We start from the raw sequence: 19,392 nt of genomic DNA on the forward strand, positions 1-19,392 counted from the left end.
AATAATTGTTATAATATTAAACAAAAGTACGATTTGTGTCTGTAATAATGAAGTAGAAACACCTAATTTTATTATACGCTTAACAGTAAGCCATAAAAACATAAAAGTCCATAAAAATCAAATTATTATTTGACTAGTTACAGACTTGTTATGAAGGTTTCCCTTAAGATTAATAGCACTGTAAAATTGCACAATACTGATAATTAACACAATACTTAAATTGAGTAAATTTAATTTTAAATTAGATTTTTATTAAATTTTAGCATACCAACTAACTCGCCAGTGGAAGAAATTTTTAATTTTTTTAGAATATTACGTCTGTGCGTGTCTACGGTATGCGAGCTGATATTTAATTTTTCTGAAATCTCCTTGCTTGTTAAGTTTAACACTAATAATCTAATAACATCACGCTCTCTATTACTAATAGACTCTTTTAATAATTTCTGAGAAAAATTATTAAAATATATAGTTTCATACTCATTATTAGCGTTTAGTAATTTAGCAGTTGCTGTGATATGCATTTTAATTTTTGGATCCAAAACCGTATAATGTGCCAATCCTATTATAGGCTTCATATCTAAATCAAAAGACAAAGGTGTGGTGTTTTGCACAATGTTAACATAGGTATCGTTTCCGTTTTTAAACCTGTAATTCCAAGTGTAATTAGTCTTACTTCTGTCTGTCGGTTTAATTTCAGTCAAGGTAAACTCCATTAATTGATTCATGGCACTTAACCAAACCTCTATATCCTCTGGATGAATTCGACTCCAAAAACACCTCATCCCTTGTGTTTTTAACACGTTAGGATCTATGCCTAAGCAGGAACTAAGATTTTTACTGATATACTCAAATTTTAAATCCTGTGTATTGGTTACGCAAAAAAAGGTGGAACTATAGGGTAAGTAACTATCCAATTCCATCATTTTTTTAATATGTGTTTCTAGTGACGGTTTTTCATAGGATTTAAATATATTTTTATATAGTTCCTTGATTTGTGAATACTTCATTTAAAAATTATTAATAGCGATTAATTTTTAAACAAGTTATAAAAAAAAATTAAATTGGTATGGCAGTAGTACTTTTTACTTCACTGATAACAAACATACTATGTGTACTTCCAATGTGGTTTATATTGGTAAGTTTTTCTACCATAAACTCCCTAAACGCTTCCATATCTTTAACCATAACTTTTAATAAGTAGTCATAATCACCACTAATATGATGACATTCTAAAACCTCTGTTAAGTTGGTTACCTCCTTTTCAAACTGTACTACATATTCTTGGATGTGTTGCGATAGTTTTATGTGACAAAAGGCTACAAAACTTTTTTCCACCTTTTCCTTTTTAACTAAAGCGACATATTTATTAATTACACCATTGTTTTCAAGTTTTTTAATACGCTCAAAAACAGCAGTAACGGATAAATTTAACTTGTTAGATAACTCTTTATTAGTCTGTTTACTATCGTTTTGTAACAATTGTAGTAGTTTTTTGTCAATGGCATCAAAGGTCATAATGGAAAAATTTTCAGTGGAATTAAATTAAAATCAAATATACATAATTTATTTTCTGTATAATTAGTAATATTTAGTTTTAAAATCTAAATTTAATCATATCTATTGATTATTAATCTAACATCATTGATATTTGATGTAATCATTACTAAAACTAATACAAATGAAATTTAAACCAGCAGATAATATTCAAGACTTACAATATTTTGGAGAATTTGGAGGAGTAAACCCCTCAATATCAGACTCGTCTACCTACACTTTTTTGAAAGCAAAAACCATGTTTGATACTTTTGAGGGTAATACAGATGGATGCTATTTATACTCTAGACACTCTACACCTTCAAACCTTTATTTAGGTGAAGCATTAGCTGCTATGGAAGGAACAGAAAGTGCCAATGTTGCAGGATCAGGAATGGGAGCAATAACACCTACCCTTTTGCAACTATGTGGTGCTGGTGATCATATTGTTTCTAGCCGAACGATTTATGGTGGTACTTACGCGTTTTTAAAGAATTTTACGCCAAGAATGAACATCCAAACGTCGTTTGTAGATATTACAAAATTAGATGTTGTTGAAGCTGCAATTACTAAAAACACAAAAGTTTTGTATTGCGAGTCTGTAAGTAACCCTTTATTGGAAGTTGCAGATATTAAAGGTTTAGCTACTTTGGCTAAAAAGCACAACTTAACCTTAGTTGTAGACAATACGTTTTCACCCTTATCTATTTCGCCAGCACAATTAGGTGCAGATATAGTAATACATAGTTTAACCAAATTTATAAATGGATCTTCGGATACTATGGGAGGCGTTGTTTGTGCTAGCACTGAGTTTATAAACTCTCTTAAAAGTGTCATTGATGGTGCAAGTATGTTACTTGGTGCTTCTATGGACAGTTTACGCTCTGCTTCGATTTTAAAAAATATGAGAACACTGCATATCAGAATGAAGCAACACAGTAAAAATGCGTCTTATTTAGCCGAAAAATTTGAAGGACTAGGTATTAAAACAGTATATCCAGGATTAGCTTCTCATCCATCTCATGACGTTTTTAAATCTATGATGAATGAAGCTTATGGTTTTGGAGGTATGCTTACTATTGATGCAGGATCTTTAGATAAAGCCAATGCGTTAATGGAATTAATGCAAGAAAAAAACGTAGGTTATTTAGCAGTAAGTTTAGGATTTTATAAAACCTTATTTAGTGCTCCAGGAACCTCTACCTCTTCAGAAATACCACAAGAGGAACAAGCAGAAATGGGATTAAGCGAAGGTCTAATTAGATTTTCTATTGGATTGGATGACGATATAGAGCGTACTTTTAACATTATAAAAGCATGTATGATTGAAGTTGGTGTTTTACAATTAGAAACAGCATAAATTGATAAGTATTTTTTTTTTTTAATAAAAGCCTGAGCAAATACAATGTTCAGGCTTTTATATTTTCATTTAAAAAAGTACAAAAACCACATGCATTAAAGCTTGTAACTATACTTCAAATTAACCCAAATTCAATGCTAAATTATCCTTTCCAAATTCACTTAAATATTAATCAGAAGTTAGTAGAATAATTAATTTTGATACCAATTACATTTAACTTACTAATTTTCAGCACATAAATCCATTTGCATAACTTATTGTAAAATCGTAACATTACAACACTAAAAAAACTAACTAACATGCAAGACGACAATATTTCAGAATTTAAAGCAAACGATCAAAATATAGTTGAAAATAAAGAACTTAATTTTATTGAAGCTCTAATTCCTGTCGTGATACTTATGGCAATGTTGGCTTACAACATTTTTTTTGTAGAAGGTCAAGAGTGGTTTGGAACTTATACTAACCAAATTATACTGCTTTTAGGTGGTGCATCTGCAGCTGTTGTAGGATTATTTAATAAAGTTTCTGTTAAACCTATGATTAAAGAAATCTGGGAAAACCTACAAAGTGTTTTTGTTCCTATCATGATTTTATTTTTAGTTGGCGCTTTAGCTGGTACTTGGTTAGTCAGTGGTGTAATTCCTGCAATGGTATATTATGGACTACAAGTGTTAAGTCCTGCTATATTTTTACCAGCTTCTGTAATTATTTGTGCTATTATATCCATAGCAACAGGAAGTTCTTGGACAACTTCTGCAACCGTTGGAATTGCATTAATAGGTATTGGAAGCGCATTAGGCATTAGTCCTGGTATGATTGCTGGTGCTGTAATATCTGGAGCCTATTTTGGAGATAAAATGTCACCTTTAAGTGATACCACAAACCTTGCTCCTGCTATGGCTGGAACAGATTTATTTACACACATTAGGTACATGACCTTTACAACTGTACCAACTATAATAATTACTCTAATTGCTTTTGGAATTATGAGTGCGACAATAGATACCACAGGAAGTGCTGATATAAGTGGCTTATTAACCAGTATCGATGGTACATTTAATATCACACCTATGTTATTTATTGTACCATTGGTTGTCATTGTTTTAATATTATTTAAAACTAAACCTTTAGTCGCCTTAGTTACTGGAGTTATACTAGCAGCTATTTTTGCTGTTATATTTCAATCAAACGTATTAAATGGATTAGCAGACTCAAACTTTACTGCCATTATAAAATCTATTTTAACAGACACGCAAATCACGACAGATAACGATAAACTTAACGACTTATTTAGTGCTGGTGGTATGCAAGGTATGCTTTGGACCATCCTTTTAATTTGTTGCGCAATGGTTTTTGGAGGTATTATGGATGCTATTGGTGCATTATCAAGACTAACAAAAGCCCTTTTAAAATTAGCAACTTCAGTATTTGGATTATTTGCTAGTACTGTTATTAGCTGTTTAGGTTTAAATGCAATTGCAAGTGACCAATATCTAGCGTTAGTAATACCTGGTAAAATGTTTAAAAAAGCCTATGAAGATAAAGGTCTTGCTCCAGAAAATTTAAGTCGTACTTTGGAAGATTCTGGAACTGTAACCTCTGTACTTATACCATGGAATACTTGTGGTGCCTACCAATCTGGTGTTTTAGGTGTTGGTGTTGGAGAATATTTTGTGTATGCCATTTTTAATTGGCTTAGTCCTTTTACAACCTTATTTTTTGCTGCACTTAATCTTAAAATAAGAATGTTAAAAGATAAATCATTATAAATTATACCTTTTCACATTAACTATAATTAAAATTTATAGCCTAATAAGATTTAAAAATTTTATTAGGCTTGTTTTTTTAATATCATGCTGTACTTTTGCAAACTGAAAAAACAAAGTAATTAATTATAAAAATTTAAACAAATGGCAATAGTAGGAAAACAGTTTCCAGATTTAAACGTAGACGCAATGAACGAAATGGGAGACACTTTCAAATTAAACGTTCTTGAAGAAGCAAAAAACAACAATAAAAAAGTAGTTTTATTTTGGTACCCAAAAGATTTTACTTTTGTTTGTCCAACAGAATTACACGCATTTCAAGCTGCTCAAGAAGAGTTTGCAAAAAGAAACACAATCGTTATTGGTGCATCATGTGATACTCCAGAAGTACACTTTGCATGGTTAAGCCAATCTAAAGATAATGGTGGTATCGAAGGTGTAACCTACCCAATCCTTGCAGACAGCAACCGTAACTTATCTAGTATATTAGGTATTTTAGATATCAAAAACGAAACTTACGATGAAGCTACTGGAACTGTACAAGTAGAAGGTGACAACGTAACTTACAGAGCAACTTATATTATTGATGAAGATGGTATCGTACAACACGAAAGTATCAACAACATGCCATTAGGTAGAAACGTTGGAGAATACTTACGTTTAGTAGATGCTTTAACGCACGTACAAGAAAAAGGTGAAGTTTGTCCTGCAAACTGGGAAGAAGGTAAAGATGCAATGCAAGCTAACGCTAAAGGTACTGCAGCTTATTTAGCAAACCACGTAAACTAAATTATTATGTTACAAGAACTAAGTCAAGATAACTTAAGCGAAATTATAGCAAACAACGACACTGTAGTAGTACAATATTCGGCTACATGGTGTGGTAACTGTCGTATCATGAAACCAAAAGTTAAAAAATTAGCTGGCGAGTTAGAAAATATAACGTTTGTTATCGCTGACGCGGAAAAATTTCCGGAATCAAGAACATTAGCTACTGTAGATAATTTACCAACATTCGCAACCTTTAAAGGCGGAAAATTTGTAAATCAAACACAGACTAACAAATTTGACGTTTTAAAAGAGTTAGTTGACGAAGTAGCATAACAACAAATAAGTCAGGTTGAGTATAGTCGAAGCGTAAAATACTTCGGCTATTTTCAATCGGATTAAAAAAAATAATTATCAATGAAATTACCTGTAATAAAACATTTAGCTCAATTTATAGAAGACAATGACGAGGATTACATCGTTGAAACTATTGAAACTCTAGAAGCCCTAACCGAAGTACCATCTTTAAAAGATGAAGAGTTAGACGTTATTGGAGAGCTAATCTCTAATATGTATGGCGCAATTGAAGTTAATAAAATGATTAAAGATGGTACACCTAAAAAAGAGGCTGTAAACAACTTTATGAAACGTGTTTTAGGTTCTATTGATAAGTAAGCTTAAGAGAAAGAAAAAGAATTATTAAAACCACTTTATATACTAAAGTGGTTTTTTTATACCTAATAATTAATTGGTTAACCAATTTTTATTACCTTACAAGGTATTACCAACCTAAACAACCAATACCATGATAAAAAATCACTTATCACAAGTATCTTACTGCTTTATAATTACTATTATTTTAGTATTTAATAGCTGTAAAGACAAAATAAATAGTGAAAACCAAACTAAAACAGAGCAAACAGAAGTTTCTAAAACAGTATACGCTAGCAGTGTTATTCCGTTTTTTGACCAATGGAAACTTATTTTAGGTGATGGTTCAAATGCCGGAATAGCAACTGAGTTTGAAAACAAAGATTTTTTCTACACTCAAAACGATGGAAAAGACAACTGGGTTGTATTTAAATCGCCAAATGGTGGTGATACTCACGGAACATCAAATAACACAAGAACCGAATTAGCACAAACAAAAAAATGGTATCCAAAAACTGCCAATGATAAATTATCTGCAACATTAAAAGTAATGAATGTATCTGCAACAGGAGATGCAACTGTGGCTGCATCACACTCCGTAGTAGTTGGCCAAATACATAGTGCAGATGCTTTTGAAAACGAACCATTAAAAATATTTTACAAAAAATACCCTGGTCATACTAAAGGTTCTGTATTCTGGCATTACGAAATTAATACTGCAGGAGATGACAATGCAAAACGTTGGGACTACTCCTCTGCTGTTTGGGGTAATGACTTTTCTGTTGTTGGTAGTGACGCCTCTACTTTCCCTGAAGAACCAAAAGAAGGAATAGAATTAGGAGAAGAATTTAGTTACCAAGTCGTAGTAAAAGATGGTATAATGAATTTAACTTTTACAAGTCCTAATCATGAAACCAAGACCTTTACAAAAAACTTATTACTATCAGAATATACTACTAAATCAGACATACCAGAGCAAACTAAAAAGTTGTTTTTTCCAATTGGACAAGATGGTGTAGAACGTCCAGAAGCCTATGCAGGCGAAGGTTGTTTCTTTAAACTTGGATGTTACAATCAGACTAACGGTAAATCTCCTGAAGTAAATAAAAACTGGTGTTCTGGTGCAGAGACACATGGTGGAGACATACAAAAGCAATATGCTGATGGTAACTATGCAGAAGTATGGTTTAAAACAGGAAGTATATCTGTAAGTGATACTGCTGTTTCTAACGATGGCTATTTTGCTAAAAACGATTAAAAACACTTAGTGTAATATTTTTCAAAACCACTTTACAAATGTAAAGTGGCTTTTTGTTTTTATACTACAACTACCCAAAAGCAATCTGTAAACCCATAAGGACAAATACAAAACCACTAACACGATTTAGCCAAATCCCAGAATTAGGATTCCCTTTAATTTTAGTTGAAAATGTACTAGCAAACATAGTTAACGTCACATACCAAATCACACCAATTATTGCAAACGTAACACCCAATAAAACAAAAGGAACTGGATCTTCTAATTTTGAAGGTGTTATAAACTGCGGAAAAAATGCCAAAAAGAATAATGCAACTTTAGGATTTAAAGAATTTGTAAAAAACCCAGACCAAAAGTCGTTTTTAGAACTGTTTTTAACTTCACTTACCCTATTTTCTGTAAATAAAGCAGAAGTATCCAAATACTTTTTTACACCAATATAAACCAAATAAGCTGCGCCAATATACTTAATAACCATAAAGGCTATTGCAGATTTTGCAATTAAAACCGTTAAACCTATTGCAGACAAAAACGTATGCGTTAAAATACCTGTATTAATACCCATTGCTGATACTATTCCAGATTTACGACCTTGACCAATAGACTTATTCAACACAAATACAGTATCAATTCCTGGTGTCATTATAAAAAACAAAGCGGTAACCATAAAGGTTATATAATTCTCGATGCCTAACATACTATTTCAGTTTACGGATTATAAAAAAATGTTCTACAAAGAAACCACGATGATAAGTGCTAAAAAATACATATTTTTGATTTAGTAATGCAAAAAACGCATTTGTCATGACCACACAGCAAATAAAATATTTTTTAGTTTTAGCCGAAGAGCTTCATTTTTGGAACACTGCCGAAAAAGTCTTTATCTCGCAATCCTCATTAACTAGACAAATACAAGCATTGGAAGACGAGTTGGGTTTTTCACTATTCGAAAGAAATAAAAGAAATGTAAAACTGACTGATGCTGGAAAGTTTTTACAACAACATTGGGGCAAAACCATAAACGAGTTAGACCATATTTACCAACAAGCCAAAAAAATTAATCAAGGTGATGCTGGTGTGGTGTCTATCTCTTATCCTGGTTCTATCACCTTTAGTTTGTTGCCTAATTTTCTAGGTCTTATTAAAACCAATTTACCAGATCTTAAATTAGAATTAGCCGAACTTACCGATGAAAATCACGAAAAACTACTCCTAAATTACAAAACAGATATTGCGTTTAGTCGCGATTCTATTTCGCATATTAATATACAATCGCTTAAATTATTTACAGAGCCTATTTGCATTGCTGTTCCCTTCGACCATTGGTTAAATACAGATACCGTTAACAATATAGACAAACTGCAACACGAAAACTTTATACTTTCCGGTTTACACCAAACCACCTATTTTTCGTCTTTACTACGTAATTTGTTTAATCAGTATGGTTTTGAACCAAAAATTAGCATCGAATCCGATTTTGGTGGTATGATTCTAAATCTAGTGTCTAAAGGACTTGGTATTTCTATTTTACCGCATTCTTTTAAATACTCAAAATTTAATAATGTGCGTTTTATAGATTTAGACCAACAGATCGATTTATATATCCACTGGCGAAAAAACGAAGTCAACAAAACCATCACTAAGGTTATAGATTGTGCTAAACAGTTGGATACAAGCGTCTATTAGGTAATAAATTATTATCAAAAAACTTTAAAAAGCATAAAAAATCTGAACAGTAATCACCAAAATATATGCTAGTTTTTTATACCTTTTTATGAATATTAATTAAAAAACCACTTGACTGAAGCTTGGTGGTTTTTTGTTTGGAATAATCGTTGATTTTCATTCGGTTTTTGGTAACTTCGTTTAGCTTATAACTTTTAATGTAAATAAACTCATCATATCCTTCCATATTTATGTAATATGAATAATAAGAGTTTTTATAAAACAAGTTTTGCTTCATTAAAAAACTGAAAAGAAAAATTGAAAAATAAAGATGAAATTCAAGGCTACTATGCAGACTGTTATGTGCTAACGGGAAAAAGAAATTACGCTTTTATTATTCAATTATTGGATTACTTCACACCAAATAGACGAGAATTAGCTGATGAATATGAAGTTCCTCAATATTCTGATAATCCAATAGAGATACTTGAAAATGCTGACGAAGCAATTAAATTTCTATGCAAAAACAAAGAAATAAAACACACACTTTATTGGGAAAACCCAGATAAAACTGAAATGAAAGGTTTGGAATTATTTTTTACTGATGATAAATATTTAATATGTGGAATATATTGTGATACAAAATTTCCAAATACAGAAATTGAAGATCATTATTTTGAAAAGTTAAAAAACATTTGTAAATCTGAACAAGGTTATATTGCCTATGAAGAACCTTCTGTGCATAATAGTAAAGAGTTTATCGAAATAGCAAAAAACTGGGAATTGAATAATAGAAATGAAGACCATAAAAAATTTTTATTATATAATCAAAAAGACTAAAAAACAAACAACCGAATTATGAATCAATAAAAATTAACCAAAGCTCAACAATAGCTATAATTTATACGGGTTTTGGTGCTTAACCCAAAGTTTAGACTTTTTAACCAAGTCCGCCAAAACTTTTAAGCTTTGGTTTTTAAATGAAAAATAAAATAAAAAGTTTTGGCTAAGTGCTTAATCGGTAATTCACTACTTATAATTTCCGTACGAACCATAGCCAAGACGTAAGCAAACATTAAACTCTAAACTTAATCTCATTGGGAATTGAAAGAAATAAATTAATTGGTTTTTTCGGAATTGGAATTTTTACTTATAAAACAATTTCAGGTTTAAGTTATAGTTTTTCTGATCTTGCGAAAGATTTATTGATTTTATTAGATTCTAAACCTTCTTGGACTTTTTGGATTTCGGAATTATTTGGACTTATACTTTTTGTGATTTTAATTAATATTATAATTAATCGGGTTCTTGAAAATTATAAAACTATTAGTGAAAACGTTCTGAAATATTTTATTTGGAGTTTTTCTGCTTATTTTATTGTTCAAGTTATTCAAATTTCTTATCCTTCAATAAAATCCTATTTCATATTTGAAGTAGAAAATCTCGGAATTAAAGAATACTATGGCTATTTAAGAAATAACCATATGCTATATTTTACACAATCAATTTTCTATTATTTAGGAGAGATAATTGCAATTATTTTGATTTATAATAAAACAAAGAACGAATGAAAACGATTTGTTAAAACCGTGTATAATTAATTGCTTGTTTTAAGCCTGCTTACGGACATTCCTGCTGAGTATAACATCAGCTATTTATTCGTTACAGTAGTTCTTAAACCACGCAACAATCCACACAGAATCAAGTTTACAGCCAATACAAAATCAACTTCCTTAATGAAATTTGAATTAGACCGTCAAACAAAAAATGATTTAGAAATTTTTAATTCTGAGGATAACTCCATCCTTAGTTATTATGATATGACAAAAACTAAAGGTGGTAAAAACTGTCTTTTTGAAATAATGAATACCCCATTGTCAGACATTTCTAAAATTAAAAATAGACGTGATAGTATTCATTTTTTTTACAATTCCGATTTTAAACTCTCTATAAATTATAATCAGTTAGAATATATTGACTATTATTTAAAATTAGGCACAACACCTTTAAGTGCCAATATATTTAGTGCGTTAATAAACCACTTAACTTATAAAGTAAGACCAAATAACGATTACTATTTAATTACAAAAGGTATTGAGCAGCTGTTATTACTTTTTAAAACATTAGACAATACACTACAAATAGATCTGGAAAACTGCCCAGAATTATTAAAAAAAGAGATCAAAACCATAAATAATTTAATAAAATTACCTTTTTTAAAAATATTCATTGAATCCAATGTCGCCTTATCTTTTAGTGATATTAATAAGCTAGATGCTTTTTTAAGAAATAGCAATTTTAAAGCGTTAGAAAATGCAATAGCAGCTGTGTATAGATTAGATGCCTTTATTGGGGTAGCTGATGCTGCCAGAAAAAACAATCTTACGTTTCCGGTTTATGTTGATACTAAAACACCGGAATTGCAGGTTACTGGACTTTTTCATCCATTATTAGAAAAAGCAAAAGCTTACGATTTTGAAATTAATAAAAAATCAAATATGGTGTTTTTGACAGGCCCAAATATGGCAGGAAAATCAACCTTTCTAAAATCCATTGGACTGTCCGTTTTTATATCGCATTTAGGGTTTCCGGTACCTGCTACTGCCATGACAACATCTGTTTATAATGGCGTTGTGTCTACCATAAATTTGTCAGATAATTTAAATAAGGGATTAAGTCATTTTTACACGGAAGTCAAACGTGTTAAAGAAACAGCCCTTAAATTAAAAGAAAACAAAAATTTACTTGTTATTTTTGACGAGCTATTTAGAGGTACAAATGTAAAAGACGCAGCAGATGCCTCTTTGTTAATTATTGACTCGTTTTCTAAAATTAAAAAAAGTACGTTTTTTGTATCAACACATATTACAGAAGTAGCATCGGAATTATCTGGTGCAAATAGTATTCAGTTTAAATGTTTTAACTCGCAATTGGTTAATAACACACCAGTTTATGATTATAAGTTAAAAGATGGTATTTCTCATGAGCGTTTAGGACTGCTTATTGTAAAAAACGAAAAGATTGTTGAGATTTTAGAATCCATAAAATAAATAGCAAATACTGTAAAGTAATATGGTTTATAAAACCACTATCTAAACAAAATTTAAATTATACAGTCAAACAATAAAATGCCCAACAAAAAAGACCTAAAAGAAGTTGCAAAACTGTTTTTCAAATTAGGAAGCATTGCTTTTGGTGGTCCTGCAGCGCATATTGCGATGATGGAGGACGAAGTAGTTAAAAAAAGAAAATGGATGACACCGCAACATTTTCTGGATTTGGTTGGTGCTACTAACTTAATTCCTGGCCCAAACTCCACCGAAATGACCATGCATTGTGGACATGAAAAAGCAGGTTGGAAAGGACTAATTGTAGCCGGTTTTTGTTTTGTATTTCCTGCGGTAACCATTACCATGCTTTTTGCTTGGCTGTATCAACAATACGGACAACTCCCAAAAGTAGAACCTTTTATTTATGGTATTAAACCAGCTGTAATTGCTATTATTTTAGGAGCAGTGTATAGACTTGGTAAAAAAGCACTTAAAAACGTTCAATTGGGTATTTTAGGCGCATTAACTTTGATTGCATGTTTACTTGGTGCAAACGAAATTGTAGCGTTGTTTGCCTGCGGATTTCTAGGATTACTATTATACTTTTTTGAAAACAATAAAAATAAGCTAAACAGCTTTACACCTCTTGTGGTGCTTCAAGTAGCATTAACTCCAAGCACATTAAAAATACTTTGGACCTTTTTTAAAGTTGGTGCTTTATTATACGGAAGTGGTTATGTGTTATTTGGTTTTCTGGATGCCGAATTAGTATCTACTGGCTTACTGACTAGACAAGAATTGATAGACGCAGTTGCTGTTGGACAATTTACACCAGGACCAGTATTATCTACTGCGACCTTTATTGGTTGGCAATTAGGAGGTTTTTGGGGAGCAATAGCTGCAACTGTTGGTATTTTCATGCCTTCCTTTGTATTTGTTGCTATATTAAATCCGTTTGTGCCTAAAATGAGACAATCTAAAGTTATTTCGGCTTTTTTAGATGCTGTAAATATAGCTGCTGTTGCTGTAATTATAGCGGTTTGTGTAGCTATGGGACAAGACACACTAACGGATTGGCGCACTATAGTCATTGCTATGGTTAGCATACTTTGTGTCTTTATATTTAAAAAAGTAAATAGTGCTTTTATTGTTATTGGTGGTGGGTTACTTGGGTTTTTGTTAACCTTGTTTTAGTTCATTCTAATATTATAAAAACTGTTGAAACATTTTTTACTCGTAAAAACCGAATCTTTAAATTGAGTTTAAAATAGCTAAATTTGTCAATAGCTGTTTAAAATAAGCCCGAAAAAAAAACACTACAAAATGGCAATAGAAAACATTCCTGAAATTTACTTTAAAAATCCTACCAAAAGCAAAGACATTTTTGTGTACGATTTTAAAATGACCAGCGATGTTGTTAAAAGTAAGGTAAATTTAAGCATGAATATGTTTAGCTTTTTACAAGTTGGAAAAAAGCAAGTCCATTTTGCTAACACCTCTAAAGCAGTTAATAGCGAACAGTCTTTATTATTAAAAAAAGGAAATTGGCTTTGGACAGAATTGCTTGATACCGAAGCGATTTACTATTGTAAACTCTTCTTTTTTTCAGAAAAAAAACTAACCGATTTTTTAAGTAAATACACCAAAAACGTTAAGCCTTACCAAGAAAAGGTGCCTTATTTTGTAATTGAAAACGATGCTTATATTGCGTCTTTTATAAGCTCATTGTCTTCTAAAACTTTTGAAGATTCTCCGTATTGCGATGCAATATTAGCGCTTAAATTTGACGAAATATTATTGTATTTACTAGATAAATATGGTAATGAATTTGAGCATTACTTACACGCATTAATATCTAAAGAAGTGTCGCCTTTTAAAAATATAGTAGAAGATCACGTGCATTCTAATTTAAAATTAGAAGAAATTGCCTTTTTATGCAACATGAGTTTATCTACATTTAAAAGACATTTTACTGCAGAATACAAAAAAGCTCCAGGAAAATGGTTAAAAGATAAGCGTTTACAAAAAGCAAAAGAGTTACTACAAGGTGGCGATTTAAAAGCGTCTGATATCTATTTAGACGTTGGTTATAACAACCTTTCTAACTTTAGTGTAGCGTTTAAAAACAAATTCGGAATTAGTCCAACCGAAATTTAAATATTTCTATTTTATTTTAAACTACTAAAAATCAATGTTTTAATAATTGATTAAGATTTAATTAACACTGGATCTTACTATTTGGACTGTTTTCATAAGTTATTGAACCGTATCAATAAATACAAAGCCTCTCCTCCATTCTATCTTTGTACCATAATTAAAATGCTTGTCGCAAAGCATATATTCACATTAAAAAAAACTTATAATTATGGCAAATGTAACAAAACCCGAATTTAAAGAAAGATATGGAAACTTTATTGGAGGAAAATTTGTAGACCCAGTAAAAGGGCAATATTTTGAAAACAGATCTCCTGTAGATGGTAAAGTATTTACACAAGCAGCACGATCAACACAAGAAGATATCGATCTTGCTTTAGATGCAGCACACGAGGCATTTCCTGCTTGGAGTAACACGTCGGCAACAGAACGTAGTAACGCGTTATTAAAAATTGCTCAGGTTATGGAAGATAACTTAGAGTATTTAGCATCTTTAGAAACCATTGATAACGGTAAACCAATCCGTGAGTCTCTTGCAGCAGATATCCCTTATTGTATTGATCATTTCCGCTATTTTGCAGGTGTAATTCGTGCAGATGAAGGAAGTATTTCAGAACATGATAAAGATACAGTAAGTATCGTATTACACGAAGCTGTTGGTGTAGTTGGAGAGATTATCCCATGGAATTTCCCAATGTTAATGCTAGCCTGGAAAATTGCTCCAGCTTTAGCAGCAGGTTGTACAGCAGTTGTAAAACCAGCAGAACAAACACCTACAAGTGTTATGATGTTAATGGAACTTATTGGTGATATTTTACCAGCAGGTGTATTAAATATTGTAACTGGTTTTGGTAAAGAAGCTGGTGCAGCATTAGCAACATCAAACAGAATTGCTAAATTATCATTCACAGGTTCTACAGAAACTGGACGTACAGTATTACATAATGCAGCCGAAAACATTATTCCTGTAACTATGGAATTAGGTGGTAAATCGCCAAACATTTTCTTCCCATCTGTAGCAGCTCAAGACGATGAGTTTTTTAGTAAAGCTATTGAAGGTGCATTAATGTTTGCTTTAAATCAAGGTGAAATTTGTACCTCTCCTTCTCGTATTTTAGTACACGAAGATATTGCAGATCGCTTTGTTGAAAAAATGCAAGAACGTTTAAAATTAGTTAAACCAGGAAACCCATTAGATCCAGAAATAATGATTGGTTCTCAGGTATCTAAAGCGCAATACGAAAAAATACTAAACTATATTAAAATTGGTATTGAAGAAGGTGCTGCTGTTTTAGCTGGTGGTGAAGCTGGTAACTATGAAGGTGAATTAGCCGAAGGTTACTACGTACAGCCAACCGTTTTAAAAGGAGATAACAAAATGCGCGTCTTCCAAGAAGAAATTTTTGGTCCTGTTGTAGCCTTAACAACGTTTAAAACTACAGAAGAAGCTATTGCTATCGCAAACGATACACCTTACGGTTTAGGTGCTGGTGTTTGGTCTAGAGATGCTCACGAATTATACCAAGTACCACGTGCTATACAAGCAGGTAGAGTTTGGGTAAACCAATACAATACCTATCCTGCGCACGCACCATTTGGTGGAGTTAAAGAATCTGGTTTTGGTCGTGAAAACCATAAAATGGCATTAGATCATTACCGTGTTGTAAAAAACATGTTAATCTCTTATGATAAAAAGCCAATGGGCTTCTTTTAATTAAGAAACAACTATAGATTTTTATATAAAACCTCAGATTTGTCTGGGGTTTTATTGTTTTACAAACTAGACACAAGCCTCACAAACTCACGTTAAAACACAATTAACCGCTTTAACTTTATCTCTTTTTGATGCTGTAAAATTTAATATTACCTTTATAACAACACACTAACATACCACAAGATTTAAATTGCGAAATTATAGAACTTGACTATATTAAAGTGGACGAGAAGCAAAAAAACGAAAACACTAGGAATATATGCTTGTGCTGACAATACTAACAGATTTAGGTCTGTTACCAATGCAGTATCCTCTGGTAATCTTGCTGGATCGATGTTAAATATGGAATTGTCGCATGAAGATTTTTAACTAAAATATTTCCGTTTAGAATATAAAAAAACCTCAGATGCGTCTTAGGTTTTTTAAATCAATATGTTCTATTCACTATGGAAATGTCTACTTAAAGCGGATTGTATCACTTTAAAAGATCAACAATCTCGATGAATCCTTTTTCTGAAGCATAATCCAAAGCAGTTTTACCTTCATTATCTTTTATAGTAGCATCTGCTTTATGTTCTATTAATAATCGTACAATGTCTATTTTATTGTATTGCGTTGCAAAAGTTAATGCTGTTGTTCCGTTGTTGTTTACTGCATTTAAGTCTGCTCCATTTTCAATTAAATATTTCGCAAAAGCTACATTTCCTTTAAAACTAACACCAATTAAAGCAGTATTTCCAGACGCATCTTTAGCGTTAATAGGCGCATTATGTTCTACTAAAACTTTGGTTGCAGCTTCGTTATCAAAATAGGTTGCCAGAATTAATGGTGTAAATCCACGCTGGTCTTTTGCTTCGGCTAATTGTGGGTTTTCATTTAATAGTGCTTTTAAGGTAGCTGTATCATTATTTTTAATACTTTCAAAAACTTTATCTGTATTCATTTTGTTTCATTTTTACTGTTATTAAAAGCTGTCTGAATCTATATTCTTAATGCGATTCAAAATATAAAACCTTAGGTTTCAACTTAAAAAACTTCATTTAAATTATTAATAATCAATAAAAAAGGAATGGATTTCACATAAATCCATTCCTTTATATTATATATCATCGTCTTTTATTTCACGTCAAAACGATCTAAATTCATCACTTTAGTCCAAGCTGCAACGAAGTCTTTTACAAAACGATCTTGACCATCATTTGCACCATAAACTTCTGCTATTGCTCTAAGCTCTGTATTTGAACCAAAAATTAAATCGGCTCTAGTTCCTTTAAACTTAACTTCACCTGTATTACGGTTACTACCTTCAAAGAATCTATCGTCTGAAGACGTTGCTTTCCAAGTGTATGTAAAGTCTAAAATGTTTTTGAAAAAATCGTTAGTTAAGCTACCAACATTATCTGTAAACACACCATTGTCAGAGCCATCGTAATTAGCACCTAACACACGTAAACCACCAACTAAAACAGTTAATTCTGGCACAGAAAGCGTTAGTAAATTAGCTTTATCAATTAGTAAATCTTCGGCAGCAATTTTTAAGTTTCCTTTAATGTAGTTTCTAAAACCATCTGCTAAAGGCTCTAAATACCCAAACTGCTCGATATCTGTTTGCTCTTGTGTAGCATCTCCTCTACCTTGTAAAAAGTCTACTTCCTGATTGTATCCTGCATTTTTTAACGCTTTTTCTACTCCAACATTTCCTGCAAGCACTATTAAATCTGCTAAAGAAACAGTACCTTCAAATTTAGTTTTAATACCTTCTAGTACATCAAGGACTTTATTTAATTCGGTTGGATTATTTACTTCCCAGCTACGTTGTGGCTCTAAAGCAATACGTGCTCCATTGGCACCACCACGATTATCTGATCCTCTAAATGTTGATGCTGAAGCCCAAGCGGTTGTTACTAATTGTGAAACTGTCAAACCAGAATCTATAATCATAACTTTTAAGTTAGCGATATCAGCATCACTTAATGTATAATCCACTGCTGGAATTGGATCTTGCCATAATAATTCTTCTTTAGGCACTTCTGGTCCTAAGTATCTAGACGTTGGTCCTAAATCACGATGTGTTAATTTATACCAAGCACGCGCAAATGCGTCTTCAAATGCTTCATGGTCTGCATGAAAACGTTTAGAAATTTCTAAATATTTAGGATCAACTTTTAAAGCAATATCTGCAGTCGTCATCATTAAATCTTGTCTTCCGTTAGCGTCACCTGCTTTTGGAGCGCGTTTGGCATTGGACTCTGCTGTTGGTTTCCATTGGTGTGCACCAGCTGGACTTTTAGTTAATTCCCAATCGTAATTTAATAATACATCAAAATAATCTGCATCCCAACGTGTTGGATTTGGTGTCCATGCACCTTCAATACCACTAGTAATAGTATCGTCTAAAACACCTGTACCAAAACTATTTTTCCAACCAGTACTCATTTCTTCGATTGATGCACCATGAGGTTCTTTACCAACATATTTATTTGGATCTGCAGCTCCATGCGCTTTACCAAAAGTGTGACCACCAGCAACTAAAGCTACAGTCTCTTCATCATTCATTGCCATTCTACCAAAGGTTTCTCTCACATCATGTGCTGAACCCATTGGATCTGGAACTCCGTTTGGACCTTCTGGGTTAACATAAATCCAACCCATCATTACAGCTGCTAAAGGATCTTCTAGATCGCCTTCTTTATATCTATCTTCATTTGCTCCCCATTCTGTTTCACTTCCCCAATAAATATCTTGTTCAGGCTCCCAAACATCCGCTCTACCTCCTGCAAAACCAAATGTTGGAAAACCCATAGACTCTAAGGCGCAGTTACCAGCTAAAATCATTAAATCTGCCCAAGAAATTTTATTTCCATATTTTTGTTTGATAGGCCATAATAATAAACGTGCTTTATCTAAGTTACCATTATCTGGCCAACTATTAATTGGTGCAAAACGTTGGTTTCCAGCTCCTGCTCCTCCACGACCATCACCAACTCTGTAAGTTCCGGCACTATGCCAAGCCATACGTATCATTAATCCTCCGTAATGTCCATAATCTGCAGGCCACCAATCCTGAGAGTTTGTCATAAAAGCTGTAAGTTCCGCTTTTAAGGCCTCATAATCTAGACTTTTAAAAGCTTCGGCATAATCAAAATCGTCTCCCATTGGGTTTGATTTTGAAGCATTTTGACGTAAAATATTTAGTTTTAATTCGTTTGGCCACCAATCTCTATTTTTTACTCCACCACCAGAAGTGTGTTTAACTGTTCCACTTAAAAAAGGGCAATTTGCTGAACTTTCATTAATATCAAAGTTTTTACCATTTGGCTGATGACTTGAATGAGGATTATTTTCCATAGTATTTATTTTAGATTTAATTTGAGATAAAATTAGATATATACCTTATAAATTTACTATTAAAAAAATTGATTGTTACTATTTTAGAATAGGTTTTACTTATCGGATGTATAAAACTCAAT

General features: G+C 32.0%; 19 protein-coding genes. 14 read left to right on the forward strand and 5 right to left on the reverse strand.

Annotated features, from left to right (window positions below; genetic code table 11):
* Positions 1-236 precede the first annotated feature (236 nt).
* Complete coding sequence (locus JM82_RS06405; protein ID WP_145001890.1) at positions 237-1,007, reverse strand: response regulator transcription factor; 771 nt, start codon at positions 1,005-1,007, stop codon at positions 237-239.
* A 49-nt stretch (positions 1,008-1,056) separates the two neighbouring features.
* Positions 1,057-1,515, reverse strand: coding sequence for an Lrp/AsnC family transcriptional regulator (locus tag JM82_RS06410; protein ID WP_028281948.1), 459 nt, complete (start codon positions 1,513-1,515; stop codon positions 1,057-1,059).
* A gap of 163 nt (positions 1,516-1,678) precedes the next feature.
* On the opposite strand from JM82_RS06410, the gene JM82_RS06415 reads away from it, so the two are divergent.
* The 6 genes from JM82_RS06415 to JM82_RS06440 all read left to right on the forward strand — a co-directional run bounded on the left by JM82_RS06415 (position 1,679) and on the right by JM82_RS06440 (position 7,339).
* Entirely contained in the window at positions 1,679-2,893 is a 1,215-nt protein-coding gene (locus JM82_RS06415; RefSeq protein WP_145001891.1) for an aminotransferase class I/II-fold pyridoxal phosphate-dependent enzyme, read from the forward strand.
* A gap of 299 nt (positions 2,894-3,192) precedes the next feature.
* A complete protein-coding gene (gene nhaC, locus JM82_RS06420; protein ID WP_145001892.1) occupies positions 3,193-4,665 on the forward strand; it encodes a Na+/H+ antiporter NhaC in 1,473 nt (490 codons plus the stop codon).
* Positions 4,666-4,806: 141 nt separating this feature from the next.
* Positions 4,807-5,451 (forward strand): peroxiredoxin, encoded by a 645-nt coding sequence (locus tag JM82_RS06425; protein WP_145001893.1) that lies wholly within the window; start codon positions 4,807-4,809, stop codon positions 5,449-5,451.
* Positions 5,452-5,457: 6 nt separating this feature from the next.
* On the forward strand, positions 5,458-5,766 hold the full coding sequence (locus JM82_RS06430; protein ID WP_145001894.1) for a thioredoxin family protein: 309 nt from the start codon (positions 5,458-5,460) through the stop codon (positions 5,764-5,766).
* A gap of 81 nt (positions 5,767-5,847) precedes the next feature.
* Positions 5,848-6,105 (forward strand): DUF6952 family protein, encoded by a 258-nt coding sequence (locus JM82_RS06435; RefSeq protein ID WP_145001895.1) that lies wholly within the window; start codon positions 5,848-5,850, stop codon positions 6,103-6,105.
* 130 nt (positions 6,106-6,235) lie between these two features.
* Complete coding sequence (locus tag JM82_RS06440) at positions 6,236-7,339, forward strand: polysaccharide lyase family 7 protein (protein ID WP_145001896.1); 1,104 nt, start codon at positions 6,236-6,238, stop codon at positions 7,337-7,339.
* Between the two features lie 70 nt (positions 7,340-7,409).
* Here JM82_RS06440 and JM82_RS06445 read toward each other — a convergent pair whose 3' ends face one another.
* Positions 7,410-8,036 (reverse strand): LysE family translocator, encoded by a 627-nt coding sequence (locus tag JM82_RS06445; RefSeq protein ID WP_145001897.1) that lies wholly within the window; start codon positions 8,034-8,036, stop codon positions 7,410-7,412.
* Between the two features lie 107 nt (positions 8,037-8,143).
* Between JM82_RS06445 and JM82_RS06450 the strand changes: the two genes are divergently transcribed.
* From JM82_RS06450 to JM82_RS16360, 8 genes are all read left to right on the forward strand, one after another.
* Complete coding sequence (locus JM82_RS06450; RefSeq protein WP_145001898.1) at positions 8,144-9,025, forward strand: LysR family transcriptional regulator; 882 nt, start codon at positions 8,144-8,146, stop codon at positions 9,023-9,025.
* A gap of 297 nt (positions 9,026-9,322) precedes the next feature.
* Positions 9,323-9,844: a hypothetical protein gene (locus JM82_RS06455; protein WP_145001899.1), complete on the forward strand. Its 522-nt coding sequence runs from the start codon at positions 9,323-9,325 to the stop codon at positions 9,842-9,844.
* A 257-nt stretch (positions 9,845-10,101) separates the two neighbouring features.
* Entirely contained in the window at positions 10,102-10,575 is a 474-nt protein-coding gene (locus JM82_RS06460) for a hypothetical protein (RefSeq protein WP_145001900.1), read from the forward strand.
* Between the two features lie 165 nt (positions 10,576-10,740).
* Positions 10,741-12,054, forward strand: a complete 1,314-nt coding sequence (locus JM82_RS06465) for a MutS-related protein (RefSeq protein WP_145001901.1) — start codon at positions 10,741-10,743, stop codon at positions 12,052-12,054.
* 78 nt (positions 12,055-12,132) lie between these two features.
* Positions 12,133-13,248, forward strand: coding sequence for a chromate efflux transporter (gene chrA / locus JM82_RS06470; RefSeq protein WP_145001902.1), 1,116 nt, complete (start codon positions 12,133-12,135; stop codon positions 13,246-13,248).
* A gap of 129 nt (positions 13,249-13,377) precedes the next feature.
* Positions 13,378-14,211, forward strand: a complete 834-nt coding sequence (locus JM82_RS06475; protein ID WP_145001903.1) for a helix-turn-helix domain-containing protein — start codon at positions 13,378-13,380, stop codon at positions 14,209-14,211.
* Positions 14,212-14,419: 208 nt separating this feature from the next.
* Complete coding sequence (locus JM82_RS06480) at positions 14,420-15,922, forward strand: aldehyde dehydrogenase family protein (protein WP_145001904.1); 1,503 nt, start codon at positions 14,420-14,422, stop codon at positions 15,920-15,922.
* A gap of 207 nt (positions 15,923-16,129) precedes the next feature.
* The gene (locus JM82_RS16360) at positions 16,130-16,291 is read left to right on the forward strand and encodes a hypothetical protein (RefSeq protein WP_186439189.1); all 162 of its coding nucleotides are present in this window, start codon (positions 16,130-16,132) and stop codon (positions 16,289-16,291) included.
* A gap of 106 nt (positions 16,292-16,397) precedes the next feature.
* On the opposite strand, the gene JM82_RS06485 is transcribed toward JM82_RS16360, so the two are convergent.
* Positions 16,398-16,865, reverse strand: coding sequence for an ankyrin repeat domain-containing protein (locus JM82_RS06485; RefSeq protein WP_145001905.1), 468 nt, complete (start codon positions 16,863-16,865; stop codon positions 16,398-16,400).
* A 173-nt stretch (positions 16,866-17,038) separates the two neighbouring features.
* A complete protein-coding gene (gene katG, locus JM82_RS06490; RefSeq protein ID WP_186439190.1) occupies positions 17,039-19,270 on the reverse strand; it encodes a catalase/peroxidase HPI in 2,232 nt (743 codons plus the stop codon).
* Positions 19,271-19,392 lie beyond the last annotated feature (122 nt).

The sequence above is a fragment of the Olleya sp. Hel_I_94 genome, assembly GCF_007827365.1.
Classification (GTDB): domain Bacteria; phylum Bacteroidota; class Bacteroidia; order Flavobacteriales; family Flavobacteriaceae; genus Olleya.